Below are 24,920 nucleotides of genomic sequence, written 5' to 3' on the forward strand. Positions count from 1 at the left end.
AGAGAATCATGAAAAAGTATTATATAATTTTATTGTTATGCAGCCTTTCAATGGTTGGCTGTAGTGAGTTTGATGAAGACATTAATGTAAACCCCAATATTCCCAGTGAAGCATCGGGAACACAATTGATAGCAAATGCTCAATTATACCTACCGTCATTAAGTTCCTCTCCACAGGGAGAATTTCTGGCTCAATATTTAGCCGAAACTCAATATGTAGGTGTGTCTTTATATCCTGAAGGTTCTACAAGTTTCTACTGGTTCTACGAGGGGCCACTTATGAACCTTCAAACCGTTTTAAATTCTGAAGAAAATTTAAGTGGAGCCGAAGGTCCTGTGGCAAATCAAATTGCCGTAGCTAAAATTCTGAAAGCTTATTTTTATTGGAATCTTACGGACAGGTGGGGGGATGTGCCTTATTTAGAAGCCCTACAGGGAGCCGACAATTTTACTCCTGCCTATGATACGCAGCAGTCAATTTACCTTAATCTTTTTGAATTACTAAAAGAGGCAAATGACCAGATCGTAGCCGGAAGTATAGAGAATGACCTTGTTTATGGAGGGGACATGGAGAAATGGAAAAAACTGGGAAACACCATCAGGCTTTTAATGGCTCTCCGGCTTTCTGAAGTTGATGAACAATTAGCCCGGGAAGAATTCAATGCTGCACTAAGTGATGGAATAATGGAATCTAATGCTGATAATCTTGTCTTCCGACATTTAGCTGATGCTAACAATCAGAATTACTGGTATGAGCAGGTGATAGACAGAAACAGAGAATGGTGGGCCCTTACAGAAAACCTGGTGGAAGATATGAAACCGGTTAATGATCCCCGCCTGGAGGTTTATGGAGATCCCGCCAGAGAAAGTGGCGAATTTGTGGGTATGCCGTTCGGAGAAACTGAAGCATTAGGAACTGAAGAATATTCCCTGTTAGGTTCTGATATTATTGCTCAGGACGCTGCTGTTCACCTGGTGACCTATGCCCAGGCACTTTTTGCTATTGCTGAAGCTGCAGAAAGAGAATGGATTTCTGAGGATGCCGAAACCTATTACAACATGGCAGTGGAAAATTCAATCCTACAGTGGACGGGATCAACTGAAGGTGTGGATGAGCTCCTTAATCAACCCGGGGTGGCTTTTGATCCAGATAACGCAATCGAAATAATTGCAGAACAAAGATGGATCCATCTTTTCATGCATGGATATGAAGCCTGGAGTGAATGGAGAAGGACAGGATTCCCGGATGACTTCGTTCAACCTGATGGCCGTCCGGTACCTACACGACTGGCATATCCCGATAATGAAAGCTTCAACAATTCTGATAATTATGAAGCCGCGGTAGACAGACAATTTGGAGGAGATGATTCCATCTATGGAACCGTCTGGTGGGATAAATAAAAGACTTTAATTGGTTGATTTTCTTTATCGGCCTGGCGCCAGCATTTGAAAGTTTTTTTTTAAATAAATCTCCCGATATTGTCGGGAGATTTTATTTTGTACTCCTATGAAATATAATTTTTTGATTTTCTTCTCCCTGCTTTTGATTTCCTGCGGTTCTAATAGCAGGGACAATAAAAGGATAGTAGACAGGCCAATAGAATTTAATGAGGAAAGAAGGCAGCTTAGCCTGGAATATATGAAAGAGCGTTATGGCCTGGAACAGGAGGAGCCAACAATAGATCCAAAAATGATCGTGCTGCACTGGACTGAAATTCCTACCCTCGAAAGTTCTTTTGCTGCATTCAATGATCCGCTACTGCCGGGAGGTCGCACAGAGATTGCGGGAGCAGGAAAACTCAATGTTTCTGCTCATTTCCTGGTGGACAGAGACGGGACCATCTATAGGTTAATGCCTGAAACTCTCATGGGCCGGCATGTGATTGGACTCAACCACGTTGCAATTGGAGTAGAGAATGTAGGCGGTACAGAGGATACTCCGCTCACCCAGGCTCAGCTCGAAGCCAATATCTGGTTGGTGAAGTATCTTAACAATAAGTACAATATCGATTATATTATTGGCCATCATGAGTACACCAGTTTCGAAGATCACGACCTTTGGCTGGAAAAAGATGCCGGATACCGTACCCAAAAATCTGATCCTGGTGAAGAATTTATGGAAAAGCTGAGAGCAGCTACAAAAATCCTTGGTTTCAAAGAAGTACCTAAATCTCATTCAAATGAAATTGCAGAGCTCATACGTGAGATAGCAGAGAATTATGATGAGTATAAAGAAAATACGCTGAAAGAAAGGCGCATAAAATATCAGGATATCCTGCCCCTAATTGGGATGTGGAGTGGTCATTCTTCTATTGAGGTTCAGCAGGTAGGTACTTCAATTGAAGGAAGAAAACTTTTTCTGCTGAGTATAGGCTCGGGTGAAACCGATGTTTTCCTTTGGTCCCAGATGCATGGAGATGAATCGACCGCCACAATGGCTGTTTTTGATATCCTCAATTTCTTCGCACACGATTCCTATAATCCGGAAAAGCAGGCGCTCCTGAAAAAGGTGAAACTCCATTTTCTTCCCATGCTCAATCCCGATGGGGCTGAGGTATTCCAAAGAAGGAATGCACTGGGAATTGATGTGAATCGTGATGCCTTGCGCCTGCAGTCTCCCGAAGCACAAACTTTAAAAAGGGTACGGGATAGTCTTGATGCCGATTTCGGTTTTAATCTTCATGATCAGAGCAGGTATTACAATGCTGAAGGTTCTCCTAATCCCGCTACCATTTCCTTTTTAGCTCCGGCATACGATTATGAAAAATCTGTAAATGAAGTGCGGGGAAATGCAATGAGACTTATTGTCCAGATGAATCAACTTCTTCAACACTATGCTCCCGGAAATGTTGGTCGTTACAATGATGATTTTGAGCCGCGAGCCTTTGGAGATAATATTCAAAAATGGGGAACCAGTACTATTCTTATAGAATCTGGCGGCTTTCCCGGTGATCCTGAAAAACAGGAGATCCGGAAATTTAACTTCGTGGCTATTCTGGCTGCGCTCTTTTCAATTTCTGAAGAAGATTACCTTTCGGCAGATATAGCTGATTACCAGAAAATTCCGGAAAATGACAGTAAACTGTTTGATCTTAAGTTGACAGGATTAAATTATGAGCTTGAAGGAGAGACGTATATCCTTGATCTTGGGATCAATCGGGCCGAGATTCCTGCTAAAGGTGACAAAACTTATTATTATCACAGCAGGATTGCAGATCAGGGAGACCTCTCCACGAATTATGGATATGAAGTTATAGATGTATTAGGCTATACATTGATTCCCGGAAAAATTCATCCTGAAACATTTGACAATCTTCAAGCTGTAGCAAAGCTGAATTTTGCTGAAATACTTTCCAGCGGTGTCGCTTTTGTAAGGGTGCGGGATCTAAAGGAAACGCAAACCTACACCGAATATCCTGTTCAGGTTGTGGGGGAGAAATTTAAAGTTCCTGAAAAACTGGAGCCGGGAATGAATCCGACTTTCTTTCTCAAAAAGAACGAAGAAGCGGGCTATGCAATCATAAACGGCTTTGTTATTCCATTGGATGATCCTGAGCCTAAAATTGAGAATGGGCTGATTCTAAGAAATTAACCTGGTGTTCAACAGTTACCGGAGAAAAAATAACCCTCCAAATTTTGAGTCTCTACTTTGATCTTTAGAATGGCTTTTCACTACCTTTGCCGGTCATGAAAGAAAATGAAGTAAATACATTGGTGGAGAAGGGAGAAATGCTGCCGCTAATGGAAGAATTCTACACCATCCAGGGAGAAGGTTTCCATAAAGGAACCGCTGCCTATTTTATCAGGGTGGGCGGTTGTGACGTGGGATGCCACTGGTGTGATGTAAAAGAGAGCTGGAATCCAAAGCTGCATCCGCCAACTGCCGTTAATACTATCGTGGAGAATGCCATGAGAAGCAGTAAAAATAAAACTGTAGTAATAACGGGAGGAGAGCCGCTAACCTGGAATATGGAGCCGCTAACCAATGGACTGAAAGAAGAAGGGGCAAAGATCCATATTGAGACTTCTGGGGCTTATCCGCTTTCCGGAACCTGGGACTGGATTTGTCTCTCTCCTAAAAAGATCAAGCTTCCAACAGAAGAGATCTATCAAAAAGCAGATGAATTAAAGATCATAATTTTTAATAAGCACGACTTTATTTTTGCAGAAGAACAGGCAGCAAAAGTTAATGGTAATTGTATCTTATACCTGCAGCCCGAATGGAGCAACAGGGAAAAAATGATGCCCCTGATTGTAGATTATGTAATGGATAATCCTAAATGGAAGGTATCATTACAAACCCACAAATATCTTAACATCCCATAAAAAAAAACGCCCTGTAAAAAGGGCGTTTTTGCATTGGGTTATTTTCCGGATTAATTAACCTCGCGGAAAGGAACTTTTACATATCGGTCATCCCAGCCTATAAAGAGATTTGCTCCGTCATTACTCCTGGCAAAGCTCATTGAAAGTGCTTCGATGGGCACGGGAGATTTTCTCACGGGAACAGTGATACGAGCCACATCTTTTTCAACATGGTAATCATATGCTCCCCAAATATTTGTGCTGTTATTCAAAATTATTGTCCATTCTTTTTCTCTAGGAATAGTGAACATGGTGTAAGTTCCTTTTTTGATTGTTTTGTCCCCTACCATGAGATCCTGGTATAGGGTGATCTCTGTAGCTTCATTGGCTCCTGTTCTCCATACCTCTCCGTAGGGTACAAGCTTTCCGAAAATTTCTCTGTCGCGGGTTTGAGGTCTGCTGTAAAGCACTCGTGCCACAGGTTCATTATTCTCACCTCTAAATAAAGCTACATCCATGGGGCTCACGTCCAACTTTGAAAAGTTGGGTCCGTCATTATCTTTAGTTGTTTCGGGTGTATCCTGCGCATGAAGATTAGGTGCTACAATAGAGCCACCAAAAATCGCAAGCAATAAAAAAATTTTTTTCATTTCTGTTGAATTTTGTTTGTTGGTCTAAATATACTCGTTGTTGGACAAAAAACCGTTAAGGTTTTCTTTAAATCCGGTTAAATGAGAAGCAGATTTCCGAATGTGAAAAACCCAGGAATCCGATCTCTGGGTGGGGGATAAATTCGAAGTGACTGATTGTGGAAAAACAGGTTTTGATTTATAATTCTTTACAGGTGGCGGATCTTAAATATTGATTGACTTCCAAAAGATTGACAGTACCTCACAGGTGTTCGGCAGAACTTGGAGCTCTGAATTAAACAGGGGGTTTTTCCACAGAATTTGTTGATAACTTCGGACCCCTTGGTAGTGTGAAACTGGTTTTACAGGTATGATTTTCGTATATTTGTTCGTTATAGAAATTGATAAAATTTTAACGAATTTAAGTATGAGCGAAGAGGTTAAAAGAAGCAGTTATTCGGCCGACAGTATACAGGCGCTTGAGGGGATGGAGCATGTACGCATGCGTCCATCGATGTATATAGGAGATACAGGGGTTAGAGGCTTGCATCACCTTGTTTATGAGGTGGTTGATAACTCTATTGATGAAGCCCTGGCGGGTCACTGCGATACTATAAGAGTTACTATTAACGAAGATAATTCGGTTACTACAGAAGATAATGGTCGGGGTATTCCGGTCGATCTTCATAAAAAGGAAGGAGTTTCTGCCCTTGAGGTGGTAATGACCAAAATAGGAGCAGGGGGAAAATTTGACAAAGATTCTTATAAAGTTTCCGGAGGTCTGCACGGGGTTGGAGTAAGTTGTGTGAATGCTCTTTCCGATCATCTTAAAGCTACAGTTTACCGCGATGGTACTATTTGGGAGCAGGAATACGAAAGAGGGAAGCCTGTTTATCCTGTAAAGCCTGTTGGAGAAACAGATCTTTCAGGAACAATTGTAACTTTCAGGCCAGACCCCAGTATTTTTCAGCAAACTATCGAGTACAATTACGATACTCTTGCAAGCAGGATGCGTGAACTTTCCTTCTTGAACAAAGGCATTACCATTACGCTAACCGATCGTCGTGAGAAAGATGATAAGGGGGAATTCATTTCTGAAGTATTCCATTCCGAAGAAGGTTTAAAGGAATTTATAAAATTCCTTGATGGTACGAGAGAACCTATCATTAGTGAAGTTATCGCTATTGAAGGGGAAAAGAATGATATTCCTGTTGAGGTTGCTATGGTTTACAATACCTCCTTTAATGAAAATCTGCACTCATACGTTAATAATATCAATACACATGAAGGTGGTACACACCTGGCCGGTTTTAGAAGAGGTTTAACAACCACACTTAAAAAATACGCCGATGCTTCCGGAATGTTAGACAAATTGAAGTTTGAAATCTCGGGGGATGATTTCCGGGAAGGATTGACAGCAATTGTTTCGGTAAAAGTACAGGAGCCTCAGTTCGAAGGACAAACGAAAACAAAACTTGGGAACAGGGAAGTAACCTCTGCGGTTTCTCAGGCCGTTTCCGAGATGCTTGAAAACTATCTGGAGGAAAATCCGAACGATGCAAAAACCATTGTCCAAAAAGTAATTCTTGCAGCCCAGGCGCGTCATGCCGCAAAGAAGGCACGGGAGATGGTGCAGCGTAAAACGGTAATGAGCGGTGGAGGTTTACCCGGTAAACTTTCAGATTGTGCATCGCAGGACCCACAGGAGTCAGAAGTTTTTCTTGTTGAGGGAGATTCTGCAGGTGGAACGGCAAAAGCAGGTCGTGACCGTCATTTCCAGGCCATTCTGCCGTTAAGGGGTAAGATCCTTAATGTGGAGAAGGCTATGAGCCATAAAGTTTTTGAAAACGAAGAGATTAAGAATATTTATACCGCCCTTGGAGTTACCATCGGTACAGAGGATGACAGTAAGGCTCTTAACCTTTCTAAATTGCGGTACCACAAGATTGTGATCATGTGTGATGCCGATGTTGATGGTAGTCACATTTCGACCCTTATTCTTACTTTCTTCTTTAGATATATGAAGGAATTGATCGAAGCAGGTCATGTCTTTATTGCAACTCCGCCGCTTTACCTGGTGAAAAAAGGTAGTAAGAAACGTTATGCCTGGAGTAACAAGGAGCGTGATGAAATTGCAGCCTCCTATAGTGGTGGTGTAAGCATTCAGCGATATAAGGGTCTTGGTGAAATGAATGCAGAGCAGTTGTGGGATACAACTATGAATCCTGAATTCCGTACCCTGCGCCAGGTAACTATTGATAATACAGGTGAAGCAGACAGGATCTTTTCGATGTTGATGGGAGATGAAGTGCCACCACGTAGAGAATTTATTGAGAAGAATGCAGTTTATGCTAATATTGATGCATAAGCTTCATAATTGATGATAAAAAAACCCTGCAGTGATGCAGGGTTTTTAGTTTGTAGGAAGTTGCTGAAGGAACTATACTTTTTTTGCTATTTTTAACCAACTAATAAACTTAAGCTCGTGAAAAAATTTCTTTACGTCCTGTTCATTCCTTTCTTAGCATTTCCGGCTTCTGCACAATCTGAAGATGTAGACAAATTTATAAATGATATTCTTCTGGTTGCGGGAGAATTCTCTGCCCCTGCAGCAGATGGGGTTGGTTACCAGGCCAGTGCAGGTTGGTTCAGTTCAGCATCTGCACTTGAAAAATGGGATTTTAGGTTCTCAGTACATGGAAATGCACTCCTCATACCATCGAAAAGGAAAACTTTCTATTTGAGCAATTCCCAGCTACAGCTATTGCAAATCCAAGGTGCGGAAAATGTGAATTTACCTACCGCTTTTGGAGGAGCGAGTAGTATTATGCTCTCGGGAAATGTCAATTTTATGGGACAAAATATTCCGGTTAATTTTGATGCTATTGATGGAATAGGAAGAGATTATATACCTCATGCATTTATTCAGGTGGCAGTTGGTGTCTCTGCCGGGACCGAAATTACCGTTCGCGCTATGCCTGAAGTTACCATTGACGGAGTCACAGCCAGCACTTATGGATTGGGTGTCAAACATAATCTTAGCCAGTACTTCAATCCTTATAATTTTGAAAGAAGTCTTCAGCTTGCTTTCGGTGTTGCCTACAGTAAATTAGACGTAGCCTATCAATTTGAACCCCAGGGTGCAGAGGGAATAGTGCTTTTGGATCAAATAAATGTAGATGCAGATCTATTTATGGGAGAGTTGATTGCTTCAAAGAAGATGAATTTTTTTGAACCTTTTGCAGCTGTAGGTGTCATGAACTCAAATTTCAATTACATCTTTGGAGGGACTGGAGAATATTTAGGTATTGTAAATAATCAGGTGGATAAGCTGGAAGACTCTAATTTTCAATTCAAAGGAGACCTCGGATTCAATCTGCATTATGGTCCTTTCAGGTTGAGCGCAATGGCTACTGTAGGGGAGTTTTTCAATGCCAATTTAGGCCTTCATTTTAAGATCTAAACCTCGTTTTTTCGACCGATTTTTGATTAAAAACTCCTGTATAATTCGTATTTTCGTGGGACTATTAATCAAATTAATCCATTATGAAAATTACCATAGTAGGTGCCGGAGCTGTTGGAGCAAGCTGCGCCGAATACATTGCCATTAAAAACTTTGCTTCCGAAGTTGTACTTATAGATATCAAAGAAGATTATGCAGAAGGGAAAGCGATGGACCTTATGCAAACTGCCTCGCTTTTAGGATTTGATACCAGGATCACCGGAAGTACAAATGACTATTCTAAAACTGCTGATTCTGACATTGCTGTGATCACCAGTGGAATTCCGCGTAAGCCGGGAATGACACGGGAAGAGTTGATTGGCATCAATGCAGACATTGTTAAATCTGTTTCTTCCAGTATTCTGGAGCATTCTCCAAATGCTATCGTTATAGTTGTGAGTAATCCAATGGATACCATGACCTATCTTGTTCATAAAACCACCAACCTTCCCAAGAATAAGATCATTGGAATGGGAGGAGCTTTGGATAGTGCAAGGTTTAAATACCGTCTTAGTGAAGCTCTTGATTGTCCTGCCTCTGATGTTGACGGAATGGTAATTGGCGGTCACAGTGACACAGGTATGGTGCCCTTAGCCAGACTTGCTACCCGTAACTCTGTACCCGTAACGGAATTCCTTTCGCAGGATCGACTGGATCAGGTAACCGAAGATACTAAAGTTGGGGGAGCTACTTTAACCAAGATGTTAGGGACCAGTGCATGGTATGCGCCGGGAGCTGCAGTTTCCTCTCTTGTGCAGGCAATCGCCTGTGATCAGAAAAAGATGTTCCCATGTTCCGCTTTACTTGAGGGAGAATATGGCTTGAATGATCTTTGTATTGGAGTGCCTGTGATCCTAGGAAAGAACGGTATCGAAAAGATCGTAGAGCTGGATCTTAATGAGGCGGAAAAAGCAAAAATGAAAGAAAGCTCTCAGGGAGTTTCCGGTACTAATGACCTTCTTGATCTAAAAAAAGTTAGCGGATAAGCCCGATTAAATATTTCAGGAGAAGCTGCTCTAAAATGTCATTTTGTGAGAAGATTTTTCCTACCGGATTGAATGCCGGCAGGTGAGCGAAATCCCATTATGGCAGGACTTTAGAGCAGCTTTTTTTATTATTGTCAAAAGTTATTAATTCAAAAAATATAATTGGGATTTTCATGATTGAAAACCTATATTTGTCCGTTTTTAAAAATTGAACATAAATTAAATATAATGCAGAACAAGGGAATCGTCAAGGTATTTGCAGTTTTGTTTGCCCTGGTATGTATCTACCAGCTTTCATTTACTTTTATTGCCGGTAGTGTTGAGCAAAAAGCCGAGGAATTCGCGGAAAGTAAAATTCCGGAAAGTGCTGACAACTATGTCGTGCTTCGTGAAAGAGAAGAACAGAGATATCTTGACTCTATAGGTAATGAGGAGGTGCTTCTGGGAATTACCTATAATTCGGCCAAGGACAAGGAGCTTAATAAAGGTCTTGACTTAAAAGGTGGTATTAACGTAATTCTACAGATCTCTGTAAGGGATATCCTTAGAGAACTTTCCAACAATAGTAAAGATCCTGCCTTTAACCAGGCATTGGCCAGAGCTGATGAAGCTCAAAAGTCCAGTCAGGAGAACTATGTAGATCTATTCTTCGAAGAATTCGGCAAAATTCCTGACGCACGTCTGGCTTCTCCCGATATTTTTGCAAATAAAAATCTTAGTGAAGAGATCAATTTCGAAATGAGCAATGATGAGGTGAAGCCTATCATTCGCAGAAAAATTGATGAATCTATTACTTCAGCTTTTGAAGTTCTTAGAAAACGTATTGACAAATTTGGTGTAACCCAGCCTAACATTCAGCGTCTTGGTACTTCAGGAAGAATTCTTGTAGAACTTCCGGGGGCAAAAGAAATAGACAGAGTGAAAGATCTGTTGCAGAGCACAGCTCAGCTTGAATTCTGGCATGTTTACAAGAGTAATGAGTTCCAAAATTTCTTTGTTCAGGCGAATAATGTACTTAAGCAGGAACTGGCCTCTCAGGAAACACAGGAAGTAACAGACACCACTGCAGCTGAAAGAGATGAGATCGATGCACTACTCGAATCTGCAAATGACACTACCGCACAGACTGCAGAACAAAATCCTCTATTTGACCTAATGGCGTCTCCCGGTTTCCAGGGAGGCCCTGTGTTGGCTACCTTCAATATTGAAGATACTGCCAGAGTAAACAGATATTTAAAAATGCCGCAGGTTCGAAGCATTCTTGAAGGAGAGCAGCGGTATGCAAAATTTGTATGGGGAATAACTGAGGAAGGTGATGCTGCGGCACCTCTTTACGCCCTTAAAGGGAACAGGCAAAACGAACCTCCACTTTCAGGGGGTGTGATCACAGATGCTACACAAACTTATGATCAGGTAGGTAGAGTGGCCGTGAGCATGCAGATGAACGGAAAAGGAGCAAAGATCTGGGAAGAAATGACCGGTTATGCTTCCGAAAATCAGAGCCAGATCGCTATTGTACTTGATGATATAGTTTATTCTGCTCCCGGAGTTTCCAGCGGACCGATTTCAGGAGGAAGAAGTGAGATTACAGGTGATTTCAGTATCACAGAAGGTCAGGATTTAGCTAACGTGCTACGTGCCGGTAAACTACCTGCTTCTGCAGATATCGTACAAAGTGAGATCGTTGGTCCTTCCTTAGGGCAGGAAGCGATCGACAGCGGTATTACTTCTTTTATTATTGCATTGATCCTGGTGTTGATCTGGATGATATTCTACTACGGAAAAGCAGGTATTTATGCAGACATTGCACTGGTAACCAACATTCTTTTCATTTTTGGGGTACTTGCCGGCCTTGGAGCAGTACTTACCCTGCCAGGTATAGCGGGTATTGTGCTTACCATAGGTATTTCGGTAGATGCGAATGTACTTATCTTCGAACGTATCCGGGAAGAGCTTGCTAAAGGGAAAGTACAGAAAGATGCCATTAGAGATGGTTTCAACAACGCATTATCATCTATTCTTGATGCCAACATTACCACCGGTCTTACAGGTTTGATCCTGTTAGTACTGGGGACAGGGCCAATTAAAGGATTTGCGACAACCTTGTTGATAGGTATTGCCACATCTTTATTTACTGCGATATTTATTACCAGATTGTTTATTGATAATTATGCCAAGAATCCGAATAAATCTCTTGCCTTCTCAACAGGGGTTACCAAGAATTTATTTGCTAATCTTAGCATTCCTTTCCTTCAAAAGAGAAAAACATTTTATATAGTATCAGGAATCTTCATCCTTATAAGTTTGGGTTCTCTCTTTACTCAGGGTCTTAACCAGGGTGTGGATTTCGTAGGAGGAAGAAGTTACACGGTAAGATTTACTCAACCTGTAAATCCGGGAGATATTCAGGATGAACTGGTAGCCGAATTTGGTAGTGCAAGCGCCAAAACTTTTGGAGCTGCAAACCAGATCAAGGTTACTACCAAATACCGTGTTGATGAAGAAGGAAGTGACGTGGATGAAGAGATCTCACAAAAGCTTTTCAATGCTGTTAGGTCTTATCTTCCTGAAGGAACAACTTATGCCGACTTTAGTGTAGGTGGGGAAGGAGAAAGAGGGATTGGTATTATGCAGTCCTTAAAAGTGGGACCATCAATTGCAGATGATATTAAGCAGGCCTCTATTTGGGCGGTATTGGGATCCCTCCTTGTGATCTTCCTTTACATCCTGTTGAGATTTAGAAAATATCAATTCTCTCTTGGAGCTGTAATTGCTGTAATTCATGATGTCCTGATCGTACTTGGAGTTTTCTCCCTTACCTATAAGTTTATGCCTTTTAATATGGAGATCGACCAGGCTTTTATTGCGGCAATACTTACTGTTGTGGGTTACTCCCTGAATGATACGGTGGTTATTTTTGACAGGATCCGTGAGTTCTTTAATGAACACCCTTCCTGGACCAAAAAAGATGCGATCAATGCTGCTATCAACAGTACTGTTAGTCGTACCGTTAACACCTCGATGACTACTCTTGTGGTACTTCTCGCGATCTTTATATTTGGAGGTGAAAGTATTCGTGGATTTATGTTCGCTCTTATTGTGGGTGTAATTGTAGGTACATATTCTTCTATCTTCGTTGCAACTCCAATTACCTATGATACTTTTACGAAAGAATCCAAAAAGAGAAAATTAAGAGAAAAAGAAACTGTAACATCATAGATTACGATCTATAAATTAGAAAAAGCCTTCCCCTGCGGAAGGCTTTTTTGTTTCTATAAATTATGCCGCTCCGCCGGAGCTTAGTTCAGGTATTTTGCTTTTCTATAAACTTGTCGCTCTTCCGGAGCTTTGCGGAGCGGTTCCATTTTGATATATTATTCTCAGGATAACTTAAACCCGCAGCAGCTCTTCTCCTGTGGAGAGAAGGGGGGAGGAGAGGACGGAGGCTGAGGTTGGATAATTGACAGGAAATGAAGCGCGCGGCATATATGCGGAAGTATGGCTGAACTCTGTTCCTTCCGCTAAGGCTTGAATTTAATGAGAGGGGGAGAAGAAAAAAGCCCCACAAATGTGAGGCTTTAAAAATGTCATTTTAAGATGATATTTTGGATTACTCTCTGTTGAGGATCAGGCTGTCGCCCACTGCTAGATTCCATTCATCTGAAAGCCCTGCATTGATCTCCAGGACATATTGAGCGGGAACATTGGAAGGAATAGTTTCCATGCTTTTGGGTTTCGCATTCTTTGAGATACTCACGATCTTCTGCTGTGCATCAAGAAAGATCAGGTCGAGCGGAATGTTCGTGTTTTTCATATAAAATCCCCGGGGTTCTTCATTTTCAAAAATGAACAGCATCCCCTCATCCTCTTCCATAGACTCCCTGTACATAAGTCCTGTTTCCCTCTCGTAATCATCATCGGCTATTTCCAGTTTCAGGTGCCGGATGGTATCACCCCCGGGTTTAGTAAGGTACGCTTCAGCCTCCTGTTTAAATGTTACAGGCTCTGTTGCTATTGATCTGGAAGCTTCGGGCCGGTCCTTGCATCCCGTCGATAAACCGGCTACAAGTATGAGGCTCAAAAATGTGGTTTTTCTAATCATTTTACCCTGTCTTTAGTGGAAGGTCTAAACATAAAATAGAAGCCGGCAAGGATAAAAGGCACACTTAGCCACTGCCCTGTATTAAGCACCCAGTTAACTCTTTCTCCTACCTGCGGTTCTTTTACAAACTCAATAAAGAATCTTACAGACCATAAAAGGACGAGGAATAAACCAAAAATATACCCCAGCTTCTCCCTTTTTAGTGTTTTCCAGTAGGTGTACCATAAAATGATAAACACTACAATATAACAAGCAGACTCATAAAGTTGAGCGGGATGTCTCGCAAAATCCTCCCCAAGTTTTGTAAATACAACTCCGAAGTCGCTGTTGGTAGGTTTCCCGATAATTTCAGAATTCATAAAGTTTCCTATCCTTATGAATATCCCGCCAAAGGCTACGGGAATTACAATCCTGTCCAGAATCCAAAGTACCGGCTTTTGTAGCTCCTTCTTAGAATAGAGGTACATGGCTATGATGATTCCAATAGCGGCACCGTGACTTGCGAGTCCGCGGAATCCGGTAAATTCAAATTCAGGTTCAAACCTCACCGGCAAAAATATCTCCAGCAGGTGATCCTGAAAATAATCCCAGTCATAAAAGATCACATGGCCCAGGCGCGCTCCAATGAGGGTGGCCAAAACCGTATAAATGAACAGGGAATCCAGTTTCTCCAAAGAAATACCTTCCCTCTTATAGATACTCTTCATAAGGTACCACCCAAGAGTGAAAGCAATAACAAACATTAAACTGTAGTAATGGATTACAAAGAATCCCAGATCAATTCCTTCGGAAGGGTTCCAGTAGATCTTATTGAAAAACATGAAGTAATATTAAGGTTGGTTGGTAAATATACATATTTGCGATATTCCGGGATTATTTTTGCTTCGGAAGTTTCTCAGGAACGGGATCATATCCTTTGCCGCCCCACGGGTTACAGCTGACTATTCGTTTTATGGAAAGCCAGCTTCCACGGAAAGCTCCGTGTTTTTGCAAAGCTTCCACTGTGTATTGCGAGCAGGTGGGAGTATAACGGCAAGTTGCAGGAGTGAAGGGGGAGATAAATCTTTGATATATCCTCACCAAACCTATAAGCGGAAATGAAAACCACTTTTTCACCCTGTAATTTTTGTTATTCTATTGAGAAGCTGGTGCCTTCTTTTCCATCCTTCAGTTGGATGCCCATGGCTACAAGTTCATCCCTGATCTTATCGCTGGTAGCAAAGTCTTTATTCGCTCTTGCTTCTGCACGAAGTTTAATAAGCAGTTCAATGGTACCCGAAAGCTTATTGCTAAAGTCATTATCTACAGCATCTGCAGTGTCAACAAGGCCAAGCACATCAAACATAAATTCTTTCATCGTCTTTTTGAGTAGTTCAAGATCTTCCGAAGAGATTTCTGCCTTCCCATCTTTAATAATATTGATCTGTTTAACAGCCTCAAACAGTTGCGCGATCAAAATGGGGCTGTTAAAGTCGTCATTCATGGCATCATAGCATTTCTGCCTCCATTCTGCTACATTAAAATTAGACTTTCCTCCCGTTTCAATCTTTTCAAGCAGATGATATGCATCCATAAGACGTTGAAAACCTTTTTCACTCGCGAGCATAGCTTCATTTGAAAAATCCAGAATACTTCTATAGTTTGCCTGCAGCATAAAGAAACGTGCTACGGTAGGAGCAAAACCTTTTTCGAGATTTGGATTGTCACCTGTGAAGATCTCCTCGGGAAGGATATTGTTTCCGGTGCTCTTGGCCATCTTCTTTCCGTTAAGGGTAAGCATATTGGCGTGCATCCAGTAATTTACAGGAGTTTTGCCTGTGGCTGCTTCTCCCTGTGCGATCTCGCATTCGTGGTGTGGGAATTTAAGATCCATTCCGCCGCCATGAATATCGAACTCTTCTCCTAAATATTTAGAACTCATCACGGTACACTCAAGGTGCCAGCCGGGGAAACCATCACTCCATGGAGAAGGCCAACGCATAATATGTTGCGGCTCAGCTTTTTTCCATAGGGCAAAATCCTGCGGATTCTTTTTGTCACTCTGGGCAGTAAGTTCCCGGGTGTTAGGGATCATGTCTTCCAGTTTGCGACCGCTCAGTTTTCCGTAGTCATGGGATTCATTGAATTTTAAAACATCAAAGTAAACTGATCCATTAGCTTCATAAGCATAACCTTTCTTCAGGATCTCCTTTATGATCTCGATCTGTTCTACGATATGGCCTGTGGCTGTAGGTTCGATACTTGGAGGCAGGTTATTGAATTTTTGGAGGATGTTATGAAAATCAACAGTATATCGTTGAACGACCTCCATAGGCTCTATCTGCTCCAGGCGGGCTTTTTTTGCGATCCGATCCTCTCCTGAGTCGGCATCGTTTTCGAGATGTCCGGCATCGGTAATATTTCTAACATATCGCACTTTATAACCAAGGTGTTTCAGGTACCTGAACACAAGATCAAAAGAAATGAAGGTACGACAGTTGCCAAGATGAACATTGCTGTATACGGTAGGGCCACAAACATACATCCCTACTGCACCTTCATTGATGGGTTTAAAAACTTCCTTTTCTCCCGATATTGAATTGTAGATCTTTAATTCCTGCTGCTGGTATAGTGCCATAGGTTAGAGCGAATTTTAAAATTCTGTTTCCAGGTTAATATAGTCTAAGAAATCACGTCTTGCTTCGGGATCTTTAAATCTTCCTCCATATTCACTGGTAACAGTGCTGCTCTCTATATCTCTTATTCCACGACTGTTGACGCAAAGGTGTTTGGCATCAATGACACAGGCCACATCTTCTGTGCCCAAGACTTCCTGAAGTTCCTTCACTATTTGCATGGTAAGTCTTTCCTGTACTTGTGGGCGTTTTGCATAATAATCAACAATACGATTCATTTTGGACAATCCTACAACTGTTCCGTTAGAGATATAACCAACATGTGCTCTACCTACAATAGGAAGTAGGTGGTGCTCACATGTGGAGTAGAGAGTAATGTTCTTCTCTACCAGCATTTCTCCGTATTTATACTTATTCTGAAAGGTGGATGCTTTGGGTTTCCCCTGAGGATGAAGTCCGCCAAAAATTTCATTCACAAACATCTTAGCGACCCTTTTTGGAGTTCCTTTTAAACTGTCATCTGTTAGATCCAGCCCAAGTGTTTCGAGTATACTTTTAACATCCTTTTCAATTCTTCCGATTTTTTCAGCATCGCTTATATCAAAAGCGTCTTTACGCATTGGAGTATCAGTGTTGGGACTAACAAAAGCATCTCCCATTTCATCAATGGCTTCGTCTATATTGTCTTTTTTCATATCAGATTTTAACTTGGATCTAAACTCTTTGTATTTAAGCTTGCAAAGATACATATTTAAACCCTTTTTTGGTAATCTGCCTTAGCAAGTTACCCTGGGATGTTCTTAAATCAAAAAACAGCCCGAAGGCTGTTTTTTACATGTTATTCTCGTTACAGTCCGAAACTCAGTGAGAGCAGGAAATCAGAATTACTTTTTGCAATGGACATCCTGTCTGTAAGGCCGGTTTGGTACAACTGCGGATTCAAATCTCTCTCGTAGGCATTGTAAGCCAGATCGATCTTTATATTTCCGAAGTTATATCCCAGTCCTGCAGAATACCCCGTAAGGTCTCCAACTGTTGTTTCATTGCGGTAAGGACTTTCTTCAAATCTATAACCTCCCCTTAGGCTCCATCCCAGGATCCTGTACTCTCCCCCAATCCTGTAAACAGAAGCTCCTTTAAGCTCATTGGAGATGATTTCATTCTGGGTAATAAAAGAGGGATCATCTTTAGGTTTAAATTGGGTTGATGAGAAATCCTTGTATGAGTAATCAAAGCTTAGAAGGGCATTAGCCCCAAAAAGATAGGCAAGACTTCCGGAGTATTTAGTAGGAGTCTGCAACTTGTAGTCGGGATAAATATTTACAACGTTAGGGTTTACCACTGCTATATCAGATTCAATAAATTGGGTGGTCTCCTCAGAAATTGTATACCAGGTTGGCGATTCAAATGCGGCTCCAATTCTTAGATTTTCTCCTGCTCTGGCAATAGCTCCCAATTGAAAACTAAAACCACTCCCCAATGTGCTTAGACGATCTTCGAAATAGACAAATTCATTAGTGGCATTTAAATTTCCTTCATCCAGGGAAGTTACCCTGTCGTAGTTAAGAAAATGAGTATTCAAATTAAGACCTAAATAGAGAAAATCCCTGTACTGTGAAGCGAAATTGAAGGAAAATTTTCCATTAAGCCCTGTAGCGCTGTAAAAATAGGTTTGGTCATAGGTTCCGGGAGATAGGGCACTGCTATAGGAATTGAGATCATAATAAGCGGGATCACTTTCAGGAATGTCATTAGGATTGTTGACTTCAATCACTCCTCCCTGTAAACCAAGGAATGCCTGTTGTGCTCCAAATCCAAGTCCACGGGTTTCTCCCAAATAAGAGTAAAGCTCAGCTAAAGATTCGCCCTGCATGGGCACCAGATAATCTAATGCTATTCCCTGGGCATAACTCAAAAAGTACTGGTCGATGGATCTCGTATTTCTACCCATAGCACGAAAATCATCTTCAAAAGTTGCTGTTTTATTATAGTTGAAAGCTAAAGCAAATTTTCTCCAGTCAGCATTTTCACTATTGTTATTGAAGACGAATACGGCACCACCCTGTCCAAGATCGAAGTTGCCATTGGAAGTGGAGTTAAATCCATCCTTAAAGCTCACCTGGTTTTCGGTATTTTCAAAATTCAGGGTGAAGGTTGCAGTGCTGCTTAAAAAAACAGCAGATCCTGCAGGATTTATATTAAGAGAAGAGAGATCTCCTCCCAAAGCTCCAAAAGCTCCGCTCATGGCTCTGTATCGTGCAGTACCGTTAAGATCTGAAGAAGAATACCGCACGGCATCTGTAATATTTTGAGCCTCCACAGTCATACCGAGTATGGCTGTGAAGGCAAAAATTAATTTTCTCATGAAATGATGTTTATTGAACAATATTAGTTTCCTCTACCCCCACGACTGGATCTTGTAGATGAACCTGAACTGGTTCCTGAAGATCTCGTAGTATTCGATGAGGATCTGTAAGTGCCGTTGTTGTTACTTCTTGTTGACCTGGTTGTCCTGGTTTGGGTCGAAGTGTTACGTTGAGGAGCAGATCGTCTAACAGCAGGGGCTTCACGACGTTGTGTGGAAGTTCTGTAGCTGTCACTTGTCCTTTGTTGTGTGGAGGTAGATCTAACCCTTGTGCTTCTCGTCTGGTAGGTTCTGTTGTCATTGTTAACAGTTCCCGCAGCCCTGACGTTTCTAGTGTTGCTGTAGCTTTGTACTCTGGACACTCTGCTTTCTACATCGTTTTGTCTGTACCTGTAGTTATCGGAATATCCGTCTCTTCTGGTGCTACTGTAAGCAACATTGTTCGATCTGTATCTCGGGGAATTGTAGTAATAACCTCCGTAAGGATAGTATGGGTAATAAGGTGAATACCTGTGTCCATAGTAATGTCCCCATCCATATCCCCATCCCATGCTGAATCTCCAACCTCTGTATGCGTATGGATAGCCGTAACCATAACCATATCCATAACCATAGTAAGGAGAGGATGGACCCCAGAAGGGATCATAAAAGGCGGAATAGTATGGGTAAGCGTATGGGTGGTAAAAAGGATTATAATTATTATAGATATTTATGGAGATCTCATCTGGATCTGTTCCCCATGCAGCACGTCCGGGCTCATATGCAACACCTTCTGCGCCAAACATGTTTTCGTCATATTGACCTGATGAATAACTTTCCACATCTGTGAAAATTGCACCTTCCTGGGGTACGGCTTCAAATTGAGCTGCTTTTTCTCCAAAAAGATTTTTGTAGTATAATGCGTTCTCATAAGATTCCTCGTAATCATTAGCAGTATACGCCTCACCGGATCGTGATGAAGAATATATCCCGTCATCTTCATAACCGGTATACTGGTAAGAACTACAGGAAGCTAATAAAAACAGAGCACCTAATGCAGAGAGAAGGCCTCTTAAGTTTAAAAGCTTGTAGTAAGGTTTCATGGCGTCGATTTTATTATTGAACAAAGATAAAAATAGTTAGTTTTGCGCTAACGTTAATTGTATAACAAGGTACAACATTTGTGCCAAAAGACTGGAGATGGCAAAGAACCTAACTACACGTAAAGAGGATTATTCGAAATGGTATAACGAACTGGTTGTGAAGGCAGACCTGGCCGAAAATTCGGCAGTAAGAGGCTGTATGGTGATCAAACCCTATGGTTATGCGATATGGGAAAAAATGCAGGCGCAACTCGACAAAATGTTCAAGGAAACGGGGCACCAAAACGCCTATTTTCCACTATTTGTTCCTAAGAGCCTCTTTGAAGCTGAAGAAAAGAATGCTGAAGGCTTTGCTAAGGAATGTGCTATTGTTACCCACTACAGGTTAAAAACAGATCCCGACAATAAAGGAAAACTGATAGTTGATCCTGATGCCAAGCTGGAAGAAGAGTTGGTCGTAAGACCGACTTCTGAAGCTATTATCTGGAACACTTATAAAGGTTGGGTGCAATCTTATCGTGACCTACCAATACTTATTAACCAGTGGGCAAATGTTGTGCGATGGGAGATGCGTACCAGGTTGTTCCTTCGTACAGCAGAATTTCTTTGGCAGGAAGGACATACAGCTCATGCTACAAAAGCTGAAGCATTGGCCGAAACCGAGCAAATGAATAATATTTATGCCGAATTTGCTGAAAATTTTATGGCAATGCCGGTGATCAAAGGCAGGAAAACAGAGAGTGAGCGTTTTGCGGGGGCTGAAGAAACTTACTGTATAGAAGCTATGATGCAGGATGGAAAGGCACTCCAGGCCGGAACTTCTCACTTCCTGGGGCAGAATTTCGCTAAAGCCTTTGATGTAAAATTCGCGACCAAAGAAGGAGGCCTTGATCACGTTTGGGCAACCTCATGGGGAGTTTCTACCAGGTTAATGGGAGCTCTTATCATGACCCATAGTGATGATAATGGATTGGTGTTACCTCCAAATCTTGCGCCTATTCAGGTGGTGATCGTTCCTATTTACAAGGGAGAGGACCAATTGGAGCAAATTTCTGTGGTCGCGAACGCACTTGCAAAAGATCTCAGAGCCCAGGGGATCTCTGTTAAGTATGACGACAGGGATACTCAAAAACCGGGTTGGAAGTTTGCGCAGTACGAACTCCAGGGTGTACCTGTGCGAATAGCAATAGGTCCAAAAGATCTAGAAAAAGGATCTGTGGAATTAGCACGTCGTGATACCTTGAGTAAGGAATTTGTGCAGCAAGAGGAGGTAGTGGAGAAAGTGAAAGCTTTGATGACCGAAATCCAGGAGAGTCTTCATAAAAAAGCACTGGGCTTCAGAAACGAACATATCACCCGGGTAGATGATTTTGATGAGTTCAAAAAAGTGCTTGAGGAAAAAGGAGGATTCATTTCAGCGCATTGGGATGGTACTGCCGAAACTGAAAATAAGATCAAAGAACTAACCAAAGCGACTATTCGTCTTATTCCTTTTGACGCAGAAGAAGAGCAGGGGACTTGTGTTTACACGGGTAAACCATCTGTGGGAAGAGTATTGTTTGCAAAGGCTTATTAAAATTTCAAAAAAAATTATTCTACATTTGCGCCATTCAAAAATAGTTGTATTTTTGCATCCGCATTTGAAAATAAATGGTCCGTTCGTCTAGGGGTTAGGACGCCAGGTTTTCATCCTGGTAACAGGGGTTCGATTCCCCTACGGACTACGAAAGGTTTGCAAGTCGTGTAAACCATCTTTGAAATAATAAATTGGTCCGTTCGTCTAGGGGTTAGGACGCCAGGTTTTCATCCTGGTAACAGGGGTTCGATTCCCCTACGGACTACAAGAAGAAATAATTTAATATTAGTGTAATGGCAAATCATAAGTCAGCGTTGAAGAGAATACGTAGCAATGAGACTAAACGTCTTAGAAATCGCTACCAGCATAAAACTACGAGAAACGCTATCAAGAAGTTGAAGGAAGCAGAAAAGCAGGAAGCCGAGACTTTATTTCCTACCGTAGTTTCTATGATCGACAAGCTAGCGAAGAAAAACATTATTCACGATAATAAAGCGTCTAACCTGAAATCTCAGTTAGCAAAGCACGTAGCTGCGCTTTAATAAGATAGTGTTCAATTTATAAAGAATGCCTTTCGTGTAAAACGAGAGGCATTTTTTGTTTCCTATATGAACGAACCTCAGTGGTTGTTAAACCAATGAGGTTTTGTGGTTTTTAACCACCCCGTCCTCCTTTCGTCGGACACCCCTCCTTATAAGGAGGGGAGCCTTTGGGGATTCATCACTTGGGTGATCGACCGCAGGCGATTGGTATACGTCCTGTTTTCCCAAATCCTCCTTTCAATACGAAATAGCTCCCCTCCTCGCTTAGGAGGGGTGTCCGCAGAACGGGGTGGTGCTCTTTACACGATTATCAAAGTTCACGGAGTAACATCCCACTAAGAAGGAGGGATGTCTCCGGGTGGTGGGGCACAAAAAAATCCGGAGCATCAAAGATGTCCGGATTTTATCATTTTTGAGAGGTGTAATCTTATCCGTTCATGGAAATCAGGAACTCCTCGTTATTTTTAGTTTGTTTGATCCTGTCATTAATGAATTCCATGGCTTCTACAGGATTCATGTCGGCAAGATATTTTCTCATTACCCACATTCTTTGTAGTGTGGCTTCGTCGAGCAAAATATCATCACGTCTTGTGCTGGAAGAAGTTAGATCGATCGCAGGGAAAATTCTTCTGTTGGCAATCTTTCTGTCTAACTGAAGCTCCATGTTACCAGTACCTTTAAATTCTTCAAAGATCACCTCGTCCATCTTGGAACCTGTATCTGTTAGAGCTGTAGCAATGATAGAAAGAGATCCGCCGCCTTCAATGTTACGGGCAGCCCCGAAAAATCTTTTCGGTTTGTGCAGGGCGTTTGCATCCACACCACCAGAAAGTACTTTTCCGCTGGCAGGTTGTACTGTATTGTATGCTCTGGCCAATCTTGTAATAGAATCCAAAAGGATCACCACATCATGACCACATTCCACCATTCTTTTTGCTTTTTCCAGCACGATGTTAGCAACGCGTACATGTTCATGAGCTTCCTTATCAAAAGTAGAAGCAATAACTTCTCCTTTTACATTTCGCTGCATATCGGTCACCTCCTCAGGACGTTCGTCAATAAGCAAAATGATCTGGTAAACTTCAGGATGGTTTGCCGCTATTGCATTGGCAATATCCTTAAGTAGCATCGTCTTACCGGTCTTAGGCTGAGAAACGATCATTCCTCTTTGTCCTTTTCCTATTGGAGAGAACATGTCCATAACTCTGGTGGAAACGGTACTTTGTCTTTCAGCTATATTAAATTTTTCCTGTGGGAAGAGAGGGGTAAGGTGTTCAAAAGAAATTCTGTCTCTTACAACTTGTGGATCAAGGCCATTGATCTTATTGATCTTAATAAGCGGGAAATATTTTTCACCTTCTTTGGGAGGTCTTACCTGCCCAAGAACCGTATCACCTGTCTTTAATCCAAATAAACGGATCTGTGACTGGGAAACGTAAATATCATCTGGAGAGGAAAGGTACATGTAATCTGATGACCTAAGGAAACCATAGCCATCCTGCATGATGTCAAGAACACCTTCACTTTCAATGATGGCATCAAATTCGTAATCGGGTTCCTTGTAACGATTTCGGTTGTCCCGGTTTCCGCTATCGCGGTTTCCGCTGTCCTTATTGCCGCTATCGCGGTTGGAGGTATCCCTGTTGCCGTTGTTATCGCGGTTGCCGGAATCCCTGTTCTCTCTGTTATCGCGGTTGTTGCTGTCGCGGTTTCCCTGGCTGCGGTTATCCCGATTCTCCCGGTTGTCTTTTGAACGGGAATCTTTACGGTTATCCTTTTGCTGATTTCTTGAAGAGGAATCTTTAGACGACTGATGCCTGTTGGAATCATCCCGTTTGCTTTTTTGATCTCTCTTTTTATCTCTGGAATCTTTGTCTTCTGAAGTTTGTTCCTTTGAGTCGGTAGCTTTGGAAGCAGTTTCCCGGGATTCGGTATTCCCCGGTTCCGGCTTAGCTTCGTTCTCTTTGCGGCTGTCTCCCCGATTAGCGGAAGAGCTCTCCTTCTCCTTGCGTGGACGTACCTTACGCTGCTTTCTTCCAGAATTTGGATCTTCCTTAGATTGCGGTTTTACATCCTCATCAGTCAGGACTTCCTGTACTTTTTTCGGATTTGCGGCCTGATAGTCAAGGATCTGGTATACCAAATCGAGCTTCTTCTGGGTGCGGTATTTAGGCACACGTAGCGTTTTGGCTATTTCCTGAAGTTCAGGCAGCTTTTTAGCCTTTAATTCTGAAATTTCAAACATGAATGTTTTTAAATAAAATTGGTCTTTGGTTTAACTAACCTTCTCGAGGAAGAATCGAAAAAATTTTGGAGTCTAAGTAACCTTTATTGAATTGGTTACGAATTGATACTGCAATTATACGATATTATTTTTATATTTTAAATACGGTTTCTAAAAAGAATCTTTTATTTTTGTGCCTCTATTGAAGAGAAATGCTACAAAGAATACAGACTGTTTACTTGTTAATTGCGGCCATTTTTAGTGCCGGCTTTGTCTTTATCTTTAAGCTTTGGAATGACCAGGCAGGTAATCCTGTCTACATTGAAGATGTAATGAACGCTCTGGTTATTACCCTGCTTTCAGCTTTGATCTCAATAGTTACGATCTTTTTGTTTAGGAATAGAAAGCTTCAGTTTGTGCTGGGGCGTATCAATATCTTATTAAACTTAATTTTACTAGGATTATTTGTCTATTGGTCCCTAACTATATCTGGAGAAACTTCGGTTTCAGAGAAAGGTATTGGGATGCTGACTCCTGTATTTTCTATCGTTTTTTTAGTGCTGGCCAATAAGGCCATAAAAAAGGATGAAGATCTTGTAAAATCTGTGGACCGGTTGCGATAAACCTTTCATCTTAGTAGTATTAGTGCGTAAAAACCCGGAGTGAAAGCTTCGGGTTTTTTTGGTTCACAATGGTTCAAGGTTTAAAATTCAAGGTTCAAGGTTGAGTCCACTCTAAAAACAAAATTACTCGAATAATACTAAGAATGGACTATCTTTAAACCACTTTCCAACTCACTATCATGTTTAGAAAAACTCAGGATTCTTCTCAATCAGATCTCTTTTCTGGTTTCGGCCAATTGCTTGATGACAAGAAAGATAAGAAGCTAAACGATCCAAAGGCCTGGTACAATATTTTTTATAAGTATTTTATTTCCAGGATTGATGAAGAAAAATTTGCTATTCTTTTTTCGTCTACCGGTCGTCCCAATGC

20 protein-coding genes and 2 tRNA genes are annotated in these 24,920 nt (G+C 41.6%); 13 read left to right on the forward strand and 9 right to left on the reverse strand.

The genetic code is table 11. From position 1 onward, the window contains the following. Positions 1-8: 8 nt before the first annotated feature. The 3 genes from G564_RS0107795 (at position 9) to G564_RS0107805 (ending at position 4,325) form a co-directional block, all read left to right on the forward strand. Positions 9-1,400 (forward strand): SusD/RagB family nutrient-binding outer membrane lipoprotein, encoded by a 1,392-nt coding sequence (locus G564_RS0107795; RefSeq protein WP_029037172.1) that lies wholly within the window; start codon positions 9-11, stop codon positions 1,398-1,400. Positions 1,401-1,506: 106 nt separating this feature from the next. Continuing rightward, the gene (locus G564_RS20850) at positions 1,507-3,591 is read left to right on the forward strand and encodes an N-acetylmuramoyl-L-alanine amidase (RefSeq protein WP_084625605.1); all 2,085 of its coding nucleotides are present in this window, start codon (positions 1,507-1,509) and stop codon (positions 3,589-3,591) included. Positions 3,592-3,686: 95 nt separating this feature from the next. Beyond that, positions 3,687-4,325 carry a 7-carboxy-7-deazaguanine synthase QueE gene (locus G564_RS0107805; RefSeq protein WP_029037173.1) on the forward strand — a complete coding sequence of 213 codons (639 nt, stop codon included), beginning with the start codon at positions 3,687-3,689 and terminating at the stop codon, positions 4,323-4,325. Positions 4,326-4,375: 50 nt separating this feature from the next. On the opposite strand, the gene G564_RS0107810 is transcribed toward G564_RS0107805, so the two are convergent. Continuing rightward, on the reverse strand, positions 4,376-4,954 hold the full coding sequence (locus G564_RS0107810; RefSeq protein ID WP_029037174.1) for a DUF2911 domain-containing protein: 579 nt from the start codon (positions 4,952-4,954) through the stop codon (positions 4,376-4,378). A 406-nt stretch (positions 4,955-5,360) separates the two neighbouring features. Here G564_RS0107810 and gyrB point away from each other — a divergent pair, with 406 nt between their 5' ends. The 4 genes from gyrB (at position 5,361) to secDF (ending at position 12,640) form a co-directional block, all read left to right on the forward strand. Then, positions 5,361-7,301, forward strand: coding sequence for a DNA topoisomerase (ATP-hydrolyzing) subunit B (gyrB, locus tag G564_RS0107815; protein ID WP_029037175.1), 1,941 nt, complete (start codon positions 5,361-5,363; stop codon positions 7,299-7,301). 117 nt (positions 7,302-7,418) lie between these two features. After that, the gene (locus G564_RS0107820) at positions 7,419-8,396 is read left to right on the forward strand and encodes a DUF6588 family protein (RefSeq protein ID WP_029037176.1); all 978 of its coding nucleotides are present in this window, start codon (positions 7,419-7,421) and stop codon (positions 8,394-8,396) included. Between the two features lie 83 nt (positions 8,397-8,479). Beyond that, positions 8,480-9,421, forward strand: a complete 942-nt coding sequence (gene mdh / locus G564_RS0107825) for a malate dehydrogenase (RefSeq protein ID WP_029037177.1) — start codon at positions 8,480-8,482, stop codon at positions 9,419-9,421. A 228-nt stretch (positions 9,422-9,649) separates the two neighbouring features. Continuing rightward, positions 9,650-12,640: a protein translocase subunit SecDF gene (gene secDF, locus G564_RS0107830; protein ID WP_037373682.1), complete on the forward strand. Its 2,991-nt coding sequence runs from the start codon at positions 9,650-9,652 to the stop codon at positions 12,638-12,640. 391 nt (positions 12,641-13,031) lie between these two features. Here secDF and G564_RS0107840 read toward each other — a convergent pair whose 3' ends face one another. The 7 genes from G564_RS0107840 to G564_RS20290 all read right to left on the reverse strand — a co-directional run bounded on the left by G564_RS0107840 (position 13,032) and on the right by G564_RS20290 (position 19,585). Then, positions 13,032-13,523 carry a DUF192 domain-containing protein gene (locus tag G564_RS0107840; protein ID WP_029037179.1) on the reverse strand — a complete coding sequence of 164 codons (492 nt, stop codon included), beginning with the start codon at positions 13,521-13,523 and terminating at the stop codon, positions 13,032-13,034. Beyond that, complete coding sequence (gene lgt / locus G564_RS0107845; RefSeq protein ID WP_029037180.1) at positions 13,520-14,344, reverse strand: prolipoprotein diacylglyceryl transferase; 825 nt, start codon at positions 14,342-14,344, stop codon at positions 13,520-13,522. Before lgt ends, G564_RS0107840 begins: the two co-directional genes overlap by 4 nt. 52 nt (positions 14,345-14,396) lie before the next feature. Beyond that, positions 14,397-14,639, reverse strand: a complete 243-nt coding sequence (gene yidD / locus G564_RS20145; protein ID WP_084625606.1) for a membrane protein insertion efficiency factor YidD — start codon at positions 14,637-14,639, stop codon at positions 14,397-14,399. 13 nt (positions 14,640-14,652) lie between these two features. Continuing rightward, complete coding sequence (gene cysS, locus G564_RS0107850) at positions 14,653-16,140, reverse strand: cysteine--tRNA ligase (protein WP_029037181.1); 1,488 nt, start codon at positions 16,138-16,140, stop codon at positions 14,653-14,655. 15 nt (positions 16,141-16,155) lie between these two features. Continuing rightward, complete coding sequence (gene folE, locus G564_RS0107855; RefSeq protein WP_029037182.1) at positions 16,156-16,833, reverse strand: GTP cyclohydrolase I FolE; 678 nt, start codon at positions 16,831-16,833, stop codon at positions 16,156-16,158. Positions 16,834-16,985: 152 nt separating this feature from the next. Next, positions 16,986-18,503 (reverse strand): OmpP1/FadL family transporter, encoded by a 1,518-nt coding sequence (locus G564_RS0107860; RefSeq protein WP_029037183.1) that lies wholly within the window; start codon positions 18,501-18,503, stop codon positions 16,986-16,988. Positions 18,504-18,526: 23 nt separating this feature from the next. Beyond that, positions 18,527-19,585, reverse strand: a complete 1,059-nt coding sequence (locus G564_RS20290; RefSeq protein ID WP_037373684.1) for a hypothetical protein — start codon at positions 19,583-19,585, stop codon at positions 18,527-18,529. Between the two features lie 97 nt (positions 19,586-19,682). On the opposite strand from G564_RS20290, the gene proS reads away from it, so the two are divergent. The 4 genes from proS to rpsT all read left to right on the forward strand — a co-directional run bounded on the left by proS (position 19,683) and on the right by rpsT (position 21,703). Further along, positions 19,683-21,161, forward strand: coding sequence for a proline--tRNA ligase (proS, locus tag G564_RS0107880; protein ID WP_029037187.1), 1,479 nt, complete (start codon positions 19,683-19,685; stop codon positions 21,159-21,161). Positions 21,162-21,237: 76 nt separating this feature from the next. Beyond that, a tRNA-Glu gene (locus G564_RS0107885) sits at positions 21,238-21,309 on the forward strand. A 45-nt stretch (positions 21,310-21,354) separates the two neighbouring features. Next, positions 21,355-21,426, forward strand: a tRNA-Glu gene (locus tag G564_RS0107890). Between the two features lie 28 nt (positions 21,427-21,454). Next, a complete protein-coding gene (gene rpsT, locus G564_RS0107895; RefSeq protein WP_029037188.1) occupies positions 21,455-21,703 on the forward strand; it encodes a 30S ribosomal protein S20 in 249 nt (82 codons plus the stop codon). A gap of 427 nt (positions 21,704-22,130) precedes the next feature. Here rpsT and rho read toward each other — a convergent pair whose 3' ends face one another. Beyond that, the gene (gene rho / locus G564_RS0107900; protein ID WP_029037189.1) at positions 22,131-23,948 is read right to left on the reverse strand and encodes a transcription termination factor Rho; all 1,818 of its coding nucleotides are present in this window, start codon (positions 23,946-23,948) and stop codon (positions 22,131-22,133) included. 191 nt (positions 23,949-24,139) lie between these two features. Between rho and G564_RS0107905 the strand changes: the two genes are divergently transcribed. Together G564_RS0107905 and G564_RS0107910 are read left to right on the forward strand one after the other, a co-directional pair. Next, on the forward strand, positions 24,140-24,550 hold the full coding sequence (locus tag G564_RS0107905) for a DUF4293 domain-containing protein (protein ID WP_029037190.1): 411 nt from the start codon (positions 24,140-24,142) through the stop codon (positions 24,548-24,550). Between the two features lie 179 nt (positions 24,551-24,729). Next, a partial coding sequence (locus G564_RS0107910; protein WP_029037191.1) for a hypothetical protein occupies positions 24,730-24,920 on the forward strand: 191 nt, incomplete at its 3' end.

Origin of the sequence: Salinimicrobium xinjiangense DSM 19287 (assembly GCF_000423585.1) — a bacterium.
Lineage (GTDB): Bacteria > Bacteroidota > Bacteroidia > Flavobacteriales > Flavobacteriaceae > Salinimicrobium > Salinimicrobium xinjiangense.